This is a genomic window from Micromonospora sp. NPDC005171 (assembly GCF_040608575.1).
GTDB lineage: Bacteria > Actinomycetota > Actinomycetes > Mycobacteriales > Micromonosporaceae > Micromonospora.
This window is the reverse complement of record NZ_JBEXIM010000003.1, coordinates 303,282-320,663: the sequence shown is the minus strand read 5'-3', so window position 1 is coordinate 320,663 and position 17,382 is coordinate 303,282. Positions and strand designations below refer to the sequence as shown.

The window sequence follows — 17,382 nt, the reverse complement described above, 5'->3', positions numbered from 1 at the left end:
CCTGGTCCGCGACGCGGGCAGCTCAATCCGGTGTGGGCACGCTCAGCCCTCGGGGCGGTTCAGCAGCCCCACCGCGACGCCGTGCACCGCGTCCAACCCGGCCGGGTCGGCCAGCGTCACCGATGTGCCGGTCACCGCGTACCACTCGTCCGCGTCCTTGTACTGCACCCGCAGGGTGACCTTGCCGTCCGCGTACTCGGTGCGCAGCGTCAGGTCCCCGGTGACGACGCCGACCTCGTCGGTCATCACACCACCGGGGCCGGGCACGATGTCGGTGGTGCGGCTCTGCGGGCCGGCCGGGCCGCCCGAATCCGCGACCATGCCGGCACCCGGCACGGCGGCGGGGGTCTCGGCGGTGCCGTCGGCGGTCATGCCGGCGGCGGACGGGCCACTCTCCTCGGCGGCGGTCACGAATCGCTCCCCACTCAACAGCCCTCCAACATGTCGGTCAGGGCGGCCTTCTCGGCGCTGGTCACCGTCAGCCGCCAGTAGTGCTTGACCGTCACCCAGTCCTGGGCGTATTTGCACCAGTAAGATCGGTTTGCCGGCTTCCACTGCGACGGGTCCTGGTCACCCTTTGCCCGGTTCGACGAGGCGGAAACCGCGAAAAGCTGCGGACGTGTGGTGTCGTTGGCGAAATCGCCACGCTTCGCGTTGTCCCACTCGTCGGCACCCGAACGCCACGCGTTGGCCAACGGCACCATGTGGTCGATGTCCACGTCGGAGGGATCAGAGAAGCTGCGACCGTCGTACACGCTCTCCCAACGCCCACCGACCACGTTGCAGCCGGAGAGCTTCACGTCCTTGCCGTCGCGTTGGAGGATGCTGTCCCGGACATCGCAGTTCTTGCCGGTGTCCCGCCAGTGCGGGAAACGCTCCCGGCTGTAGCCCTTCATCGAGCCGGCGGTAGCGACGGTGAGCTCACTCAGCTGCTCCGCGGCGTTGCCGCCGCCGTCGCTCGGCGGCGGCGTGGTCGGCTCATCCTGCGGGACGCAACCGGCCACGCCGAGCGCCAGCGCCGCGGCAAGCGCGGCCACCGCCGCTCGCGGTCCTGATCTGGTACGCACAGACGACACCTCTCCAGCTTGGGGGCTCCCGGCGATTGCGCACAGTACCCGGGCACGGTTTCGGCGTTTCGTGGCGTCTCCCACATGATGCAGGGCAGATTGGTGGGATGACCGCACCCGTACCGGCGACCGCCCTCCGGATGGGCACCACCGCCGGCCGGGGCACGCTGCTCGCCGCCGTACTCGCCTCTGGCATGGTCTTCCTCGACAGCACTGTCGTCAACGTGGCGCTGCCGAAACTCGGCCAGGACCTCGGCGCGAACGTGGCCGATCTCCAATGGACCATCAACGGCTATCTGCTGATGCTCGCGGCGTTCGTGCTGCTCGGTGGTGCGCTCGGGGACCGCTTCGGCCGGCGACGAGTCTTCCTCATCGGCGTGGTCTGGTTCACCGCCGCCTCCGTGCTGTGTGGGCTCGCCCAGGGCACCGGTTGGCTGATCGGGGCCCGGTTCCTCCAGGGCGCCGGGGGCGCGCTGCTCACGCCCGGGTCGCTGTCGGTGCTCCAGGCGAGCTTCCACCCCGACGACCGGGGCCGGGCCATCGGCGCCTGGGCCGGACTGTCCGGGGTGTCCACCGCGCTGGGCCCGTTCATCGGAGGCTGGCTGATCGACGCGCTCTCCTGGCGCTGGATCTTCTTCCTCAACCTGCCGATCGCCGTGCTGGTGCTGCTGGCCGCCCTGCGCTGGGTGCCGGAGAGCCGGGACGAGAGCGCCTCCCGGACCCAGGGAAAGGGCCGCACCCGACGCCGGTTCGACGTCGCCGGAGCCCTGCTCGGAGCGCTCGCGCTCGCCGGCGTCACCTACGCCCTGATCGACGCGCCGGCCCGCGGGTTCGACTCCGCCGAGGTGCTGATCGCGGCAGTGGTCGGGGTGCTCTCCGCGGTGGCCTTCGTGCTGCTGGAGCGGCGGCGCGGCGACGCGGCGATGCTGCCCACCGGGCTGTTCAGCAGCCGCCTCTTCTCGGTGCTGAACCTGTTCACAGTCGTCGTCTACGCGGCGCTCGGCGGCTTCACCTTCTTCTTCGCCGTCTACCTGCAGAACGTCGTCGAGTGGTCGGCCTTCCGCACCGGCATCGCGTTGCTGCCGATGACCCTGCTGCTCCTGGTCGGGTCCGCCCGGGCCGGTGCGCTGTCCGCGCGGATCGGCCCCCGGCTGCCGCTCGCCATCGGACCGGTGATCGCCGCCGTCGGCCTACTGCTGCTGCGCGGCGTCGGACCGGGCGCGTCGTACTGGCGGGACGTGCTGCCCGGGGTGCTGCTCTTCGGCATCGGCCTGACCCTGGTGGTGGCGCCGCTGACTGCGTCGGTGCTGGCCGCCGTGCAGGACCGGTTCTCCGGGGTGGCCAGCGGGTTCAACAACGCCGCGTCCCGGGCCGGCGGCCTGCTCGCGGTGGCGGCGCTGCCGCTGCTGGTCGGGCTCTCCGGCGGCGGGTACGAGCAGAAGGCCGAGCTGACCGACGCGTTCCGGGCCGCGATGGAGTGGTGCGCAGGGCTGCTCGTGGCCGGGGCGGTGCTGGCCCTCGTGCTGGTCCACCGACCGCCCCGGAAAGCCCCGCCGTCCCAGCCCTGCCATTCGCTGCCCGCCGCCACGCCCCCGAGGTAGCGAACCACCCCGGGGACGCAGCGTCTGCGATCAGCGGCGCGCGCGATTGACGGCGCTGGTGACCGCCTTGATCGACGCGGTGACGATGTTGGCGTCGGTGCCGACGCCCCAGACCGTCCTCCCGTCCACCTCACACTCCACGTACGCGGCGGCCTGCGCGTCACCACCGGAGGAGAGCGCGTGCTCGTGGTAGTCGAGCACCCGCACGACAACCCCGACCGACTGGAGCGCGTTGACGTACGCGTCGATCGGGCCGTTGCCGACCGCGGCGAGGGACCGCTGCTCGCCGCCCACACCGACCTGGGCCTCGATCTCGACCTTGCCGTCGGCCGTGCCGATCGTGTAGCCAGCCAGCCGGACCGCCGGGTCGGGCTGGTGGTCGAGCAGGTAGTGCGTCGCGAAGATCTCCCACATGGCCCTCGGGTCGACCTCGCCGCCGTCGTGGTCGGTGACCTGCTGCACCACCCCGGAGAACTCGATCTGGAGCCGGCGCGGCAGGTCCAGTTGGTGCTCGCTCTTCATGATGTACGCGACGCCGCCCTTGCCGGACTGCGAGTTGACCCGGATGACCGCCTCGTAGGTGCGGCCCAGGTCCTTCGGGTCGATCGGCAGGTACGGCACCGCCCAGGTGTGCTCGTCGACCGGCACGCCGGCCGCCTTCGCGTCGGCGGCGAGGGCGTCGAAGCCCTTCTTGATCGCGTCCTGGTGCGAGCCGGAGAAGGCGGTGTAGACCAGGTCGCCCGCGTACGGGTGGCGCTCGTGCACCGGCAGCTGGTTGCAGTATTCGACCGCTCGCCGGATCTCGTCGATGTTCGAGAAGTCGATCATCGGGTCGATGCCCTGGGAGAAGATGTTTAGCCCCAGGGTCACCAGGTCGACGTTGCCGGTGCGCTCACCGTTGCCGAACAGGCAGCCCTCGATGCGGTCCGCGCCGGCGAGCAGGCCCAGCTCGGCGGCGGCCACGCCGGTGCCCCGGTCGTTGTGCGGGTGCAGGCTCAGCACCACGCTGTCCCGGCGCGGCAGGTGCCGGTGCATCCACTCGATCGAGTCGGCGTACACGTTCGGGGTGGCCATCTCGACGGTGGCCGGCAGGTTGATGATCAGCGGCCGGTCGGGGGTCGGGTCGATCACGTCGATCACCCGGGAGCAGACCTCCAGCGCGTACTCCAGCTCGGTGCCCGTGTAGGACTCCGGCGAGTACTCGTAGAAGATCTCCGTGTCCGGAGTGTGGATCTCCGCGTACTTCTGGCAGAGCCGCGCGCCGGTGGTGGCGATGTCGGCGATGCCGTCCCGGTCCAGGCCGAAGACCACCCGCCGCTGCAGCGTGGAGGTCGAGTTGTAGAAGTGCACGATGGCCCGCTTCGCGCCGCGCAGCGACTCGAACGTCCTGTCGATCAGGTGCTCCCGGCACTGCGTGAGGACCTGGATGGTGACGTCGTCCGGGATCATGTCGTCTTCGATGAGCTGCCGGACGAAGTCGAAGTCGGTCTGGCTGGCCGACGGGAAGCCGACCTCGATCTCCTTGTAGCCCATCTGGACCAGCAGCTGGAACATCCGCCGCTTGCGCTCGGGCGACATCGGGTCGATCAGCGCCTGGTTGCCGTCGCGGAGATCCACCGCGCACCAGCGCGGGGCGGCGTCGACGGTGCGGGTGGGCCAGGTGCGGTCCGGCAGGTCGACCCGGAACTGCTCCTGGTACGGCTGGTAGCGGTGGTACGGCATCCGGCTGGGGCGCTGCCGGGCGATCGGATCGGTGTCAGCGTCGGTGACAGGTTGAGCCATCTCAGAGTGCTCCCTGGAACATGTGGCGTCAGCAGATCGGAAGGTGTCGGCGGGTTGCCGGGCGACGGTGCGCGGCGGTGCCGAGAGGAAACTCAGATGTGCTGGACGGCGCGATGCGACTCCGCGACGAGGTGCCGGCCGGTCAGGCCTCGTCGCGGCGGCTAAGGAGAAGAAGCGCCTGCCACATGACCAGGTCACCCTACGTGATGGGACGGGGGGTGGAAAGGCCGGTCCGGACTATGGGATCGATGTCATCATCGGCTCCGGGGCCTGGGAACCCAGCCTCGGCGTCCGTTCGGCCCAGGCCACGGCGGGCACGATCGCCGCTCCGACCAGCACGAAGATCGCTGCCGTCGGTAACCAACCCCAGCCGCCGGTGGTCACGCCGAGCGCGGTCAACCCCGCCGGGGCGATCAGATACTGCACCTGCTCGCCGAGCCGCAGCGCCCCCACGTACGCGCCGCGTTGGTCGTCCGGCGGGAGGGTGGCGGTGAGCCCCCAGGCGCCCGCCGACTGGATCAACTCGGCCAGGATCAGCAGCGTCGCGGCGGCCACCAGCACCACGACGGTGAGCAGGCCCCTGGTGACCCCGGAGATCGGCAGGACCAGACAGGACACGGCGATCAGCAGGCCCCCACGACGGGAGGCCCGCGCCGCGCCCGCGGCGGTGTCGGCACCCCGGCTGACGCGTACCTGGAGCAGCACGATCAGGACCGTGTTGAGCAGCACCAGAGCGGCGATCACCGTCTTCGGGGCGTCGGTGTGAGTGAGGATCCACAGCGGCATCACCGTCAGGTAGAGCACCCCGTGCGCGGTGAGCAGCCCGGACAGCAGGGACACCGCCATGAACGGCCGGTCCCGCAGCACGGCGAGCCGACCCATCGGCTCCACCGGCCGGGCAACCTGCGGCAGTCGGGGCAGTCGTCGTACGAACAGGGCCGTCACCAGGATCACCGCCGCGATGAACCAGACCATTCCCCGGTACGCCTCGATCGTGTCCACGGCCAGCACCAGGCCGCTGATCACCGCGCCCAGCCCGAAGCCGACGTTCAGCGACGAACGCTGGTACGCCATCGCCGTGACCCGTTCGGCAGGCGGGAGCGCGTTGATCGAGTAGACCTGCCGGGCCACGCCTGTCGACGCGTCCACCGCCGCCAGCGCCACCACCACGGCGAGGAAGCTCGCGAATCCGCCCACGAACGGGTACGACGCGAAGAGCGCCGCGTCCAGCACCAGCCCGACCGCCCAGACCCGCTGCGGCCCGTACCGGTCGGTGAGCCCGCCCAGCGGCACCGTGCCCAGCAGCGACACCCCCGCCGCAATGGACAGGCCCAGCCCGACCTGGGCGGCGCTGAGCCCGAGCGCCCGGGTGAAGAAGACGGCGCTGCCGGCGTGGAACAGGCCGCTGCCGACGGCGTAGACCATGGCCTGCACGGCCAGCGCGCGGGTCAGCCCGGCCGGCGGTACGACGTTCTGGACAGCGGTGCGGATGGTTTCTCTGGCCCCCATGGGTCGGGAGTGAACCGTGCCCCCATGGGGTCGGTCGAGCCTTTTAGGCTGGACCGAATCCTGCGGGGTGTGTGTGTCCGAGTTGCGCTTCAGCCTGGCCGACGTCGCGGGTGTGCGGCTCGCCGTGTCGCCGGTCAACGAGACGGTCATGAGCATGTGGGCGCTGGCCAGCCCGATCCGCTACGCGGTGCACCTGCCCTGGATCGACCGGGCCCGGGTGACGTTGCGTCGTCCCGAGGTGGCCGACCGGGTCCGACCTCTGGTGGGGTTGGTCGTGCCGGGTCGCTGGCTGCCCGACTTCCTCACCCCGGCGGCCCGACCGAACGTGGAGATGGCCGAGCAGCTCGACCAGATCGCCGCGACGCCACCGGCCGTGGTGGTCCAGGACCTGCTGTCGACCACCTGGCAAAAACCGCTGAGCCCGTTCGGGCGGGCGCTGCTCGCCGACCCCGGCGGGCTGCTGCCGCAGGTCGTCGACGCGGTGCGGGTCTGGTACGACGAGGCGATCGCCCCGGACTGGCCGCGGATGCGGGCGCTGCTCGACGCCGACGTGGCGTACCGGGCCGCGCAGCTCGCCGAGAGCGGCGCCGGTCGGTTCTTCGAGCAGCTCCACCCGAGCCTGCGCTGGCACGGCGACCGGGTGATCAGCGACGACACGTTCGAGCGGGACTTCGACCTCCGCGGTCGTGGGCTGGCGCTGAACCCGACGGTGTTCACCGAGCAGCACGTGCTGTGGAACCTGCTGGAGGATTCGCTGCCGGCCGGCGCGTACCCGGTTCGTGCCGTCGGGACGCTCTGGGAGGCGACCGCGCCACCCCCCGGCGACCCACTGGCACGGGTGATCGGGCCGGGCCGGGCCGCGCTGCTGCACCTGCTCGAGACGGCGCTGACCACCACCGACCTGGCCCGACTCACCGGGATGTCCGCCGGAAACGTCTCCCAGCACCTGGCCGCGCTGCACGGCGCCGGCCTGGTCAACCGGTCTCGACAGCGCCGGCACGTGCTCTACCGCAACACCGAGGCCGCGACGGTCCTGTTACGCGCCAGCCGGGGCGAGTAGGCCGGTGGCCGATCAGCCGAGCAGGAGGTCGGCCAACGGTCGGCGGCGGCGGAGGCCGGTCTCCTCGGCGACGAGATCCGCCGGCAGGCTGAGTGGGTCGCCGAGCTGCCCGACGACGAGCACCGCGTACGGCCGCACGTCGGTGGGAAGGTGCAGGTCGGAGGCGAGTCCGGCGCGGTCCACGGTCAGCACCTGCCGCACGTGCAGCCCCAGCGCGGTGGCCTGCACGGTGAGATGAGCGACCGCCTGGCCGAGGTCGTACGCGATCCCGTCGGCCGGCGCGGCGTCCGGGTCGACGTGCGCGGCGAGCAGCAGCGCGGCGGCCCGGTGCGCCCAGCGTTGGTCGGGCTCGGGCAGGTTGACCAGGATGCGCTTCCACGTCTCGTCGTTCCGGTAGCCGAGGGTGAACCGCCAGGGCTGGCGGTTGCCCAGGGAGGGTGCCCAGCGGGCCGCCTCCAACAGGGAGGAAGCGTCGGCCGCGCTCAGCTCCTCGGTGGGGTGGAACGCCAGTGGACTCCAGCGGTAGGCGAGCAGTGGGGTGAGGTCGACCATGGGGTAGATCGTCCCGTATGGGTGATTCGCCGCTCAGGACGGGGTGCCTAAATGTGGGCAAGAGCACCCGTAACGGGACGAAGATCAGGGCGTTCCCGCGCCCGGGCTCTCCGACGGATCCGGGGTGGGTGGCGCCGCGGTGTCGAGCGGCTCCCGGTCGACCACCACCGGCCCGGCCAGCTGCACGGTGGCCGGTGCCGGGCCGGGTGGAGCGGCAAGCCTCAGCGTCCCGGCTGCGGTTCGGACGCCGGTCGGCGTGCCGTCCCGGTCGTAGCAGTAGATGCCCACATCCAGCGGAGCGTTGAGCGAGGCCGAGGTGGAGTCCACCGAGTAGCAGGTGCCGGTGACGCCCTCGGGTGCGTCGGCCGGGGCGACCGCCAGGGGGGAGCGTCGGTCGGTGAGCACGTCCAGCCAGTCGGTGAGCAGGTGCTGGACCCGGGGGTCCGACCGGCGTGGCACCACGTCGTCGCGATCACCCAGGCGTACGCAGCTCGCCGACTCGCTGTGACCGGCCGACGGCAGGGCGCACTGGAACAGCCCGTCGGCAGTGCCGGCCATCGAGACGTCGGCGGTGCCACCCAACGCGCCTCCCGGCACGTCGACCCGCCAGCTGCCGTCGTTCGCGCTGGTGAACACGATTGTGCGATCCGGCTGACCCGCCTGGCTGTACACGTACTGGGCCACCAGGTGACGGTCCTGAGCCGCCGCGGTCAGCGCGGCCAGCTCATCCCGGGCGGCGTCCACCTCGACCGGCGCCGGATCGGCGGGCGGCGGAGCCGGTGGCTGCTCGGTGGTGCAGGCGACCAGGAGTGCCGGCAGGGCGAGGACGAGCGGCCCGAGCACGCGGCCGGCCGAGCGGTTGAGGACGGGCACCGGCCCATTCTGGTGGGTGCGGGCGGTCGGTGGGTGCCGACGCGTGCCGGGCTCGTCCCGGCGTGTCGGACGGGCCGTCCCGGCGTACCGCCCGACCTGGTGGGAGCGGCCTGGCCGGGCCCGCGCGGGCCGGATGGTGGGATCACCTGACCCGGCGTCGTTACCTGCCGGATACCCTCATGGGGTCTGACACGCGCCGCCGGCCCCGGTTCCGGCGGCGTCGGCACGCTCAGGGTCGCTGGGAGGGAGTGCACCGTCGTGGCACTCGTGGTGCAGAAGTACGGCGGGTCCTCCGTCGCCAACGCCGAGCGGATCAAGCGGGTGGCCGAGCGCATCGTCGCCGCCCGCAAGGCCGGCGACGACGTGGTGGTGGTGGTCTCCGCGATGGGCGACACCACCGACGAGCTGCTCGACCTGGCCAACCAGGTCAGCCCGCTGCCGCCGGGCCGCGAACTGGACATGCTGCTCACCGCCGGGGAGCGGATCTCCATGGCCCTGCTGGCCATGGCCATCCACAACCTGGGGTACGAAGCCCGCTCGTTCACCGGTTCGCAGGCCGGCGTGATCACCACCTCGGTGCACGGCCGCGCCCGGATCATCGACGTCACCCCCGGGCGGCTCAAGGGCGCGCTCGACGAGGGGTCGGTGGTCATCGTGGCCGGCTTCCAGGGCGTCTCGCAGGACACCAAGGACGTCACCACGCTGGGCCGCGGTGGTTCGGACACCACCGCCGTGGCGCTCGCCGCCGCCCTGCACGCCGACGTCTGCGAGATCTACACCGACGTGGACGGCATCTTCACCGCCGACCCGCGGATCGTGCCCAACGCCCGGCACATCCGGCACATCACCTACGAGGAGATGTTGGAGCTGGCCGCGTGCGGCGCGAAGGTGCTGCACCTGCGTAGCGTGGAGTACGCCCGGCGGGCGGGGTTGCCGATCCACGTCCGTTCGTCATACTCGACCAACACCGGCACGATGGTCACCGGATCGATGGAGGACCCTTCCGTGGAGCAGGCACTGATCACCGGGGTCGCGCACGACCGCAGCGAGGCCAAGATCACGATCGTCGGGGTGCCCGACGAGCCGGGTGCCGCCGCGCGGATCTTCGACACCGTCGCCGGTGCCGAGATCAACATCGACATGATCGTGCAGAACGTCTCCACCGAGGGCACCGGCCGGACGGACATCTCGTTCACCCTGCCCAAGGCCGACGGCCCCACCGCGATGGCGGCGCTCAGCAAGATCCAGGAGCCGGTCAAGTTCAAGGGTCTGCTCTACGACGACCACGTCGGCAAGGTCTCGCTGATCGGCGCGGGCATGCGCTCGCACCCCGGGGTGGCGGCCGGCTTCTTCGCCGCGCTCGGTGCGGCCGGGGTCAACATCGAGATGATCTCCACCTCCGAGATCCGGGTCTCCGTGGTCTGCCGGGACACCGACCTCGACGCCGCCGTCCGCGCCATCCACGACGCGTTCGAGCTGGGCGGCGACACCGAAGCCGTGGTCTACGCGGGGACGGGTAGGTAGCGCCGATGACGGCGCTGCCCACCCTCGCCGTGGTCGGAGCGACCGGTGCCGTCGGCACCGTGATGTGCGAGCTGCTCACCGGGCGGCGCAACGTCTGGGGTGAGATCCGGCTGCTCGCCTCCGAGCGCTCCGTCGGGCGCCGGGTGCGCTGCCGCGGCGAGGAACTCGTCGTCCAGGCGCTGACCCCCGAAGCGTTCGATGGGGTCGACGTCGCCATGTTCGACGTGCCCGACGAGGTCAGCGCCGAATGGGCGCCGATCGCCGTCGCCCGGGGCGCGATCGCTGTCGACAACTCCGGCGCGTTCCGGATGGACCGCGACGTCCCGCTGGTCGTTCCCGAGATCAACCCCGAGCAGGTCCGCAACCGGCCCCGGGGCATCATCGCCAACGCCAACTGCACCACCCTCGCGATGATCGTCGCCGTCGCGCCGCTGCACCGCGAGTACGGCCTACGAGAGCTGGTGCTCGCCTCCTACCAGGCGGTCTCCGGCGCCGGTCAGTCCGGCGTCGACATCCTGCACGACCAGCTCACCAAGGTCGCCGGCGATCGGGCGCTCGGCTCACGCACCGGCGACGTACGTCAGGCGGTCGGCGACGACCTGGGCCCGTTCCCGGCACCCATGGCGCTCAACGTGGTGCCCTGGGCCGGCTCGCCGGCCGACAGCGGCTGGTCATCGGAAGAGATGAAGATCCGCAACGAGTCGCGCAAGATCCTCGGCCTCCCCGACCTCAAGGTCTCCGCCACCTGCGTCCGGGTGCCGGTGGTCACCGCGCACTCGGTGGCGGTGCACGCGGTCTTCGCCACCGAGGTCGACGCCGAAGGTGCCCGCGAAGCGCTGCGCAACGCCCCCGGGGTGATCCTGGTCGACGACCCCGCGGCCGGGGAGTTCCCGATGCCGATCGACGCCGTCGGCACCGACCCGTCCTGGGTCGGCCGGATCCGCCGCGCCCTGGACGACCCCCGCGCCCTCGACTTCTTCGTCACTGGCGACAACCTCCGCAAGGGCGCGGCCCTCAACACCGCGCAAATCGCCGAACTCCTCGCCAAAGAACTCCGCACCCCCTAACCGCCCAGCGCGGCGATCTTGCAGTTTCTGTGCTGGCACAAGGGGTTAAAGCGACAAAACGCCAACCCAAGTGCAAGATCGGCGCGGAAGTGCGGGGTGCGGAGCGCGGGGGTTAGGCGGCGGAGAGTTGGACGCCGTCCCGGCCTTGACGTTTTACCGCGTAGAGCGCTTGGTCGGCTCTCTTCAGAGTGCGGTCGGGGGTCTCGCCGGGGCGGGGCAGGGCGACGCCCACGCTGATCGTGCGGCCGATGTGTCGGGCCGCCTCGGTGAGCCGTTCGGCGATCCGGACCGCCTCCTCCGGACGACTCACCTCGATCACCGCGACGAACTCGTCGCCGCCGATCCGGTACAACTCGTCGCCGTGCCGCAGCGCCCCCTCCAGCGCCCGGGCCAACCCGACCAGCACCCGGTCGCCGGCCTGGTGGCCGTACGTGTCGTTGACGGTCTTGAAACCGTCCACGTCGATCGCCAGCAGGGCCGTACGCCCGGGGGTGGCGGCCGCGATCCGCTGCCCGAACGGGCCGGTGTGCCGCAACCCGGTCAGCGGGTCCGAGCTGGCCTGCTCCCGCAGCCGGGTCAGCGTGCGCAGTCGGTCCAGGCTCGTCCAGGCCTGCCCGGCGAGCAACTCCATCAGGCTGACAGTGGTCGGGTCCGGACGCAGGGCTCGTTCGTCGGCGACCAGCAACACCCCGCCCGCGTCCGTCGGACCGACCGGCACGGCGACCAGTGTGCGTACTCCCGCCCGGGTCAGCGGACGGTAATCCTCGGTCGGGGGATGTCCGGCCTCGCCCAGCGTGTACCCGGCGCCGTACCGGTGTGCCCTGTCGACCATCCGGTCCAGGGCGGCCGGACCCGCCCCGGCCAGCTCGGCACGGATCCGGGTCTCCAGGTCACTCGGCGTCGCCGGGGACGGGCCGACCTGACCGCCGATCAGCAGCAGCGCGGTGGAGAGAGTGGAGACCTCCCGGGCGGCGCGAGCCGCCGCCCCCATCACCTCCCCCTCGGTCGGCGCGGAGGAGAGCGCGGCGGCATGCCGGAGCAGCTTCTCACTGCGGCTCTCCGCCGGTGGGCCACCGAGAACGGCGATCCGCGCACCGAGCCCGTCGGCCAGCCGCTGCGCGGTCTCCCGCCACGGCTCCAGGTCGGTCGGCTCACTCCACTGCAGGTCGAGTACGCCGATCGCCCGGCCCGTCGGATCCAGGACCGGTACGCACAGCTCGGCGGTCACGTCCGGGCGTATCGGTAGGTAGTCCGGGTCGACGGTGACGTCCGGGACGACGGCAGGAACGCCGGTGGCGTACACCCGGCCGACGATGCCGGTCCGTGCCGGCACTGTGGCGAAGACCTGCCATGCCCCGGTCGCCGCGACGCAACGCAGGCGGTCATGGACCGCCAGCAGCACGGAGATGGTCGCCGGGGTGTGGCGGGACAGCGCGGTGACCGTCCACCGACACGCCTCTGGCGTGCTGGACGCCATCGGCAGGCGGACGGTGACGTCACGGATGACTCGCTGATGATCCACTCGCACGTCGTTCCAGGTAGGGGAGGGGCCCGGCCAACGCCGAACCGCTCGATCAAGCGTACTCACGGCGGCGCGGACCAGCCCGGCTTCGTACACACGTGCTATCCACAGGCTGTGGACGCAGCCTGTGGACGCATGCCCCCCCGGGGATGCCGCCCCTGGCGATAGCGTGGAGCATCCCGGCGCCGAGGAGGCGAGCCCGTGCTCATCGCCCAGCTCAGTGACCCCCACCTGACCACCGGCCTGCTCGCCGCCGAACCGGCCGCCGGGTTGCACCGAGCGCTCGGCCGGGTGCTCGCCTTGCGACCCCGACCCGACTGCGTGGTGATCAGCGGCGACCTGGTCGACCACGGGCAACCCGACGAGTACGCGGCGCTGCGCGAGGTGATCGGCCGGTTCCCGCTGCCGGTGCACCTGGCCACCGGCAACCACGACGACAGGGAGTCCCTGCTCGACGCGTTCGGCGGCACCCCGTGGCTCGGCGGTGGCTTCTCGGCCTACTACCACGTCGACCACGAGGCGGCGACAGTCGTGATGCTCGACTCGCTCGTCCCCGGCAGCGACGGCGGCCAACTCGGCGAGGAACAACTCGGCTGGCTCGACGGGGTGCTGGCCGGGCGGCCCGAGGCGCCCGCCCTGGTCTTCCTGCACCACCCACCGGTCGCGGTCGGCATCCCCGTGGCGGACTCCATCCGACTCGCCGACGGGGACGCGCTCGCCGAGGTGATCGCTAAGCACCGGCACGTCGTACGGGTCGGCGCCGGCCACCTGCACCGCCCGGTCACCACGGCGTACGCGGGCACGGTCCTCACCGTGGCCCCCAGCACGTGGAAGCAGTGCACGCTCACCATGAGCGCCGACGAGCAGATCGGTTGGGTCAACGAGCCCACCGCCTTCCTGCTGCACGCGGTCGAGGCCGGCGGCTGCGTGACCCACACCGTGCAGGTGAGCCACTCCGCCGGGCAGACCTGCGGCTTCTGAGGGCGTCATGCTGGTCTGGTACGTCTCGTACGGCTCGAACATGCACGCCGCCCGGCTGGCCTGGTACATCGGCGGCGGCTGCCCGCCCGGCGGAAAGCGGGCGTACCCGGGCTGCCGCGACCGGCGTCCACCGACCCGGTCCGCGCCGGTGTCGTTGCCCGGCGGCATCTACTTCGCCGGCGAGTCCGGTGCCTGGACCGGCGGCATGGCCTTCTACGACCCGCACCTGCCGGGGGAGGCCGCGGCCCGCGCCTACCTGGTCACCCTGGAGCAGTTCACCGACATCGCGGCCCAGGAGATGTACCGTCCGCCGGGCGACACTGCCGACCTGATCCCGGCGACCGGCGCGGCCATCGACGTCGCCGTCGCCAACGGACGGGCCACCCTCGGCCCGGGGCGGTACGAGACGCTGATCTGCCCGGGCAGCCGGGACGGCGTTCCGATGCTCACCTTCACCGCCCCCGACGGGGCGTCAGCCGTGCGGTGCCGACCACCGGCGCCGGTCTACCTCGGCATGATCGCTCGAGGGCTACGCGAGTCGCACGACTGGCCGGCCGAGCGGATCGCCACCTACCTGGCGGCCCGGCCCGGCGTGGCGGACGCCTGGCCACCGGACGCCGTAGCGGCCCTGGTCAACGAGGCGCTGTTCGACGGCTGACCCGCCGGGTTCCTGCCGTCCGCGCCAGCGCTCGCCGGCTCGCGCTCCGTCGCTCGGGCGGTGCGTTGCCCGCGCGCTGCGCGGCTCGGGCGGTGGGCGGCTCGTGCGGTGGGCGGCTCGTGCGGTGCGCTGCCCGCACGGCGCGCGGCTCGGGCGGTGCGCTGGCCGGGCGGGGCGCTGTCCGGCGCTCGCCGGGTGGGGCGCTGGTGCGGTCAACCGAGCAGGAACTCGCGCAGCGCGGGGGCCAGCGTCGCAGGCGGCACGTCGTGGAAGCCGCCGTCGAGGCTGACGGACCGGCCGCCCGGGACGGCCTCGGCCGCCGCCCGACTCGCGTCCCGCAACCATTGTGGACTGCCGGTGCTGTCCACCGCGAGGGTCGGCACGGTGATGGCCGCCAGCCGTTCCGCGGGGAGTTGCCCTCCGGCGGTGACGATCGCGTCGTACACAAGAGTGTGCGCGACCGCCGTCAGCCCACCCCACATCGGTTGCGACCGCATCGCGGTGATCTGCTCGGCCGGCAGCCCCACCGAGGCGCTGAGGAAGGTCTCCACAGCGCCGTCCCGGTCGTCGGCGGCGATCAGCTCGATGAGCTGCGGGGTGATGTCCTTTCGGACGCCCGCGTGCGAACCAACCTGAAACGGTGGCTCGAACATGACCAACCTGGTCACCGGCAGGCCCTGTGCGGTGGCGAGGGCGGCCAGGACGGCGCCGGAGGAGATGCCGTAGACGGCGGCGGAACCGCCTGCCGCCGCGATCAGAGCGGCCAAATCGTCGATCTCGCGGCCGACCTCGTACGGTGCGGTGTCGCCGCTGAAGCCCCGACCTCGACGGTCGTAGCCGAAGGCGGTGAAATCCGGTGCCAACGCCGCAGCCAGGTCGCGGGTCGCGTTGCGATCGGAAAACGCGCCGCCGACCAGGATGACCGCTGGCCCGGCACCGGACCGCTCAAACGCGATGGGCGTGCCATCGACCGATCGCACCTGCTCCGCCACCGGCGTGGTTCCGCTCACGATGCCGCCCCCAGTCCTCGTTGGCTGTCCCGTCCTTTCTAGACCCTGGGTCCGACGTTGTCCGGCAGACCGCGTTAAACGTGATCGATAGCCGCCCGCGGGTACGCGCTGCTCGGATGTGCTGCCTGGGTCGACCCGTCGGCCTGCGGATGAGAGGCTGTCGGGGCGGGGGCCATGCTCAACCGCCGCCATCCGCGACCCTTCCGACGGCGTCCGTCGGCGGCCCGGTCGACCCAGAGGCCGGGCACCGTACGCGCCGATTCTCACGAGGAGATCCATGTTCATACCCGGGATGCGTCGGGCCGCTGTTGGCCTGACCGCGCTCGCGGTGGCCGCTTTCGGCGCGGTCGCCACCAGCCCTGAGCAGGCCGACGCCGGGCCGAAGCCGGTCGACGTCACCCTGCTCGCCCTCAACGACTTCCACGGCAACCTCGAACCGCCGAGCGGGTCCAGCGGCACCATCGCCGGCCAGACCGCGGGTGGCGTCGAGTTCCTGGCCACCCACCTTGCCGAGCTGCGTGCCGCGGCCAAGAAGCAGAACACCATCACTGTCGCCGCCGGTGACCTGATCGGCGCGTCCCCGCTGCTCTCGGCCGCGTTCCACGACGAGCCGACCATCGAGGCGCTGAGCATGGCCGGGCTGGACTACGCCAGCGTCGGCAACCACGAGTTCGACGAGGGCGCCGCCGAGCTGCTGCGGATCCAGAACGGCGGCTGCCACCCGGTGGACGGCTGCGCCGACGGCACCCCGTACCAGGGCGCCGGCTTCCAGTACCTGTCCGCGAACGCCTTCAAGACCGCGACCGGCGAGCCGCTGATGGCACCGTACGCGATCCACAAGGTGCAGGGCGTCAAGGTCGGCTTCATCGGGATGACCCTGGAGGGCACCCCGCAGATCGTCAGCCAGCAGGGCGTCGCCGGCCTCAGCTTCGCCGACGAGGCGGACACCGCCAACCGGTACGCCCGTGAGCTGCGCCGCAAGGGCGTGGAGACGATCGTCGTGCTGCTGCACGAGGGCGGCGCCCAGGCGGCGACCGGTGGGATCAACGACTGCGTCGGGATGACCGGCCCCATCGTGGACATCACCAACCGGATGGACCCGTCGATCGACGTGGTGGTCAGCGGGCACACCCACCAGGCGTACAACTGCGACATCAACGGCAAGCTGGTCACCAGCGCCAGCTCGTTCGGTCGCCTGGTCACCGACATCGACCTCAAGATCGATCGCCGGAGCGGCGACGTGATCTCCGCCGCCGCGAACAACGTCGTGGTCACCCGCGACGTCGCCAAGGACCCGAAGCAGACCGCGCTGATCGACCGGTACAAGACGGTGCTCGGCCCCGTCGCCGACCGCCAGGTCGGCGTGACCGCCACCCCCCTCCCCACGACGCAGGAGAATCTGCTCGGCACCTGCTCACCGCAGGTGCCCAACTCGTGCGGGGAGTCGCCGATCGGCAACGTGATCGCCGACGCGCAGCTCGCCGCCACCGATGACGAGCAGGGCGCGGTTGCCGCCCTGATGAACCCGGGTGGGGTGCGGGCCGCCCTGGACGCCGGCCCGGTCACCTACGGGGAGGCGTTCACGGTGCAGCCGTTCGCCAACAACCTGGTGACGCTGGACCTGACCGGCGCGCAGCTCTACTGCGTCCTGGAGCAGCAGTTCGTCACCGGCCGGACGTTGTACCCGTCCTCCACCCTGCACTACGTGGTCGACCTGAACGGCACCAGCGCCACCGCGGCCGACCCGTGCGCCGGCACCCGCGTGGTCCGGGGCAGCCTCACCATCGGCGGTACCGCCGTCGACACCGCCGCCACCTACCGGGTCACTGTGAACAACTTCCTGGCCGGCGGCGGTGACGGCTTCAGCGCCCTCACTGCCGGGACGGACCAGGTCACCGGCCAGATCGACCTGGACGCGTTCGTGGCGTACCTGACCGCCCAGTCGCCGGTCTCCGCGCCGGCGCTGGACCGGATCCGCACCACCGCCGAGGTCCCCGCCGCCTGACGGCCGACCTCGCGATCATCGGGTCCCGGAGCACCAGCTCCGGGGCCCGACCCGTCCCCGACACCGCCGCGTCCCGCGCGTGCCCGCGCGTCGCCCAGCCCGCGCCCGGCAAGATCACGCTCGAACATGGATGTAGTGGTGTCGAGGGTGCCGGGATGCCACTACATCCAG

At 71.8% G+C, this 17,382-nt stretch carries 15 protein-coding genes; 7 read left to right on the top strand and 8 right to left on the bottom strand.

What is annotated here, in order from left to right; all coding sequences use genetic code 11:
- Nucleotides 1-42: 42 nt before the first annotated feature.
- Nucleotides 43-432: a hypothetical protein gene (locus ABZU74_RS08040; protein ID WP_355419767.1), complete on the bottom strand. Its 390-nt coding sequence runs from the start codon at nucleotides 430-432 to the stop codon at nucleotides 43-45.
- Entirely contained in the window at nucleotides 426-1,067 is a 642-nt protein-coding gene (locus ABZU74_RS08035; RefSeq protein ID WP_355419669.1) for an HNH endonuclease family protein, read from the bottom strand. The genes ABZU74_RS08040 and ABZU74_RS08035 overlap by 7 nt, the downstream gene beginning before the upstream one ends.
- Nucleotides 1,068-1,174: 107 nt before the next feature.
- Between ABZU74_RS08035 and ABZU74_RS08030 the strand changes: the two genes are divergently transcribed.
- A complete protein-coding gene (locus ABZU74_RS08030) occupies nucleotides 1,175-2,668 on the top strand; it encodes an MFS transporter (protein ID WP_355419667.1) in 1,494 nt (497 codons plus the stop codon).
- A gap of 30 nt (nucleotides 2,669-2,698) precedes the next feature.
- On the opposite strand, the gene leuA is transcribed toward ABZU74_RS08030, so the two are convergent.
- Together leuA and ABZU74_RS08020 are read right to left on the bottom strand one after the other, a co-directional pair.
- Entirely contained in the window at nucleotides 2,699-4,450 is a 1,752-nt protein-coding gene (leuA, locus tag ABZU74_RS08025; RefSeq protein WP_355419665.1) for a 2-isopropylmalate synthase, read from the bottom strand.
- A 237-nt stretch (nucleotides 4,451-4,687) separates the two neighbouring features.
- Nucleotides 4,688-5,959 (bottom strand): MFS transporter, encoded by a 1,272-nt coding sequence (locus ABZU74_RS08020; RefSeq protein ID WP_355419663.1) that lies wholly within the window; start codon nucleotides 5,957-5,959, stop codon nucleotides 4,688-4,690.
- A 73-nt stretch (nucleotides 5,960-6,032) separates the two neighbouring features.
- Here ABZU74_RS08020 and ABZU74_RS08015 point away from each other — a divergent pair, with 73 nt between their 5' ends.
- Entirely contained in the window at nucleotides 6,033-7,019 is a 987-nt protein-coding gene (locus tag ABZU74_RS08015; RefSeq protein ID WP_355419661.1) for an ArsR family transcriptional regulator, read from the top strand.
- A gap of 12 nt (nucleotides 7,020-7,031) precedes the next feature.
- Here ABZU74_RS08015 and ABZU74_RS08010 read toward each other — a convergent pair whose 3' ends face one another.
- Together ABZU74_RS08010 and ABZU74_RS08005 are read right to left on the bottom strand one after the other, a co-directional pair.
- A complete protein-coding gene (locus tag ABZU74_RS08010; protein WP_355419659.1) occupies nucleotides 7,032-7,571 on the bottom strand; it encodes a nitroreductase family protein in 540 nt (179 codons plus the stop codon).
- Nucleotides 7,572-7,655: 84 nt separating this feature from the next.
- On the bottom strand, nucleotides 7,656-8,444 hold the full coding sequence (locus ABZU74_RS08005; RefSeq protein ID WP_355419657.1) for a hypothetical protein: 789 nt from the start codon (nucleotides 8,442-8,444) through the stop codon (nucleotides 7,656-7,658).
- Nucleotides 8,445-8,702: 258 nt separating this feature from the next.
- Here ABZU74_RS08005 and ABZU74_RS08000 point away from each other — a divergent pair, with 258 nt between their 5' ends.
- Together ABZU74_RS08000 and ABZU74_RS07995 are read left to right on the top strand one after the other, a co-directional pair.
- Complete coding sequence (locus tag ABZU74_RS08000) at nucleotides 8,703-9,968, top strand: aspartate kinase (RefSeq protein WP_355419655.1); 1,266 nt, start codon at nucleotides 8,703-8,705, stop codon at nucleotides 9,966-9,968.
- Nucleotides 9,969-9,973: 5 nt separating this feature from the next.
- Nucleotides 9,974-11,035, top strand: a complete 1,062-nt coding sequence (locus tag ABZU74_RS07995) for an aspartate-semialdehyde dehydrogenase (RefSeq protein ID WP_355419653.1) — start codon at nucleotides 9,974-9,976, stop codon at nucleotides 11,033-11,035.
- Between the two features lie 112 nt (nucleotides 11,036-11,147).
- On the opposite strand, the gene ABZU74_RS07990 is transcribed toward ABZU74_RS07995, so the two are convergent.
- The gene (locus ABZU74_RS07990; RefSeq protein ID WP_355419651.1) at nucleotides 11,148-12,557 is read right to left on the bottom strand and encodes a sensor domain-containing diguanylate cyclase; all 1,410 of its coding nucleotides are present in this window, start codon (nucleotides 12,555-12,557) and stop codon (nucleotides 11,148-11,150) included.
- Between the two features lie 201 nt (nucleotides 12,558-12,758).
- Here ABZU74_RS07990 and ABZU74_RS07985 point away from each other — a divergent pair, with 201 nt between their 5' ends.
- Nucleotides 12,759-13,538: a phosphodiesterase gene (locus ABZU74_RS07985; protein ID WP_355419649.1), complete on the top strand. Its 780-nt coding sequence runs from the start codon at nucleotides 12,759-12,761 to the stop codon at nucleotides 13,536-13,538.
- 7 nt (nucleotides 13,539-13,545) lie between these two features.
- The gene (locus tag ABZU74_RS07980; protein ID WP_355419647.1) at nucleotides 13,546-14,196 is read left to right on the top strand and encodes a histone deacetylase; all 651 of its coding nucleotides are present in this window, start codon (nucleotides 13,546-13,548) and stop codon (nucleotides 14,194-14,196) included.
- A 212-nt stretch (nucleotides 14,197-14,408) separates the two neighbouring features.
- Here ABZU74_RS07980 and ABZU74_RS07975 read toward each other — a convergent pair whose 3' ends face one another.
- On the bottom strand, nucleotides 14,409-15,206 hold the full coding sequence (locus ABZU74_RS07975; RefSeq protein ID WP_355419645.1) for an alpha/beta fold hydrolase: 798 nt from the start codon (nucleotides 15,204-15,206) through the stop codon (nucleotides 14,409-14,411).
- Between the two features lie 277 nt (nucleotides 15,207-15,483).
- Between ABZU74_RS07975 and ABZU74_RS07970 the strand changes: the two genes are divergently transcribed.
- Complete coding sequence (locus ABZU74_RS07970) at nucleotides 15,484-17,211, top strand: bifunctional metallophosphatase/5'-nucleotidase (protein WP_355419643.1); 1,728 nt, start codon at nucleotides 15,484-15,486, stop codon at nucleotides 17,209-17,211.
- Nucleotides 17,212-17,382: the final 171 nt, after the last annotated feature.

Excerpts from the sequence above, each read along its gene's own strand:
- ABZU74_RS07980 (WP_355419647.1), top strand. The coding sequence starts at position 13,546 with ATGCTGGTCTGGTACGTCTCGTACGGCTCGAACATGCACGCCGCCCGG.
- leuA (WP_355419665.1), bottom strand. The coding sequence starts at position 4,450 with ATGGCTCAACCTGTCACCGACGCTGACACCGATCCGATCGCCCGGCAG.
- ABZU74_RS08020 (WP_355419663.1), bottom strand. The coding sequence starts at position 5,959 with ATGGGGGCCAGAGAAACCATCCGCACCGCTGTCCAGAACGTCGTACCG.
- ABZU74_RS07995 (WP_355419653.1), top strand. The coding sequence starts at position 9,974 with ATGACGGCGCTGCCCACCCTCGCCGTGGTCGGAGCGACCGGTGCCGTC.
- ABZU74_RS08010 (WP_355419659.1), bottom strand. The coding sequence starts at position 7,571 with ATGGTCGACCTCACCCCACTGCTCGCCTACCGCTGGAGTCCACTGGCG.
- ABZU74_RS08030 (WP_355419667.1), top strand. The coding sequence starts at position 1,175 with ATGACCGCACCCGTACCGGCGACCGCCCTCCGGATGGGCACCACCGCC.
- ABZU74_RS07970 (WP_355419643.1), top strand. The coding sequence starts at position 15,484 with ATGTTCATACCCGGGATGCGTCGGGCCGCTGTTGGCCTGACCGCGCTC.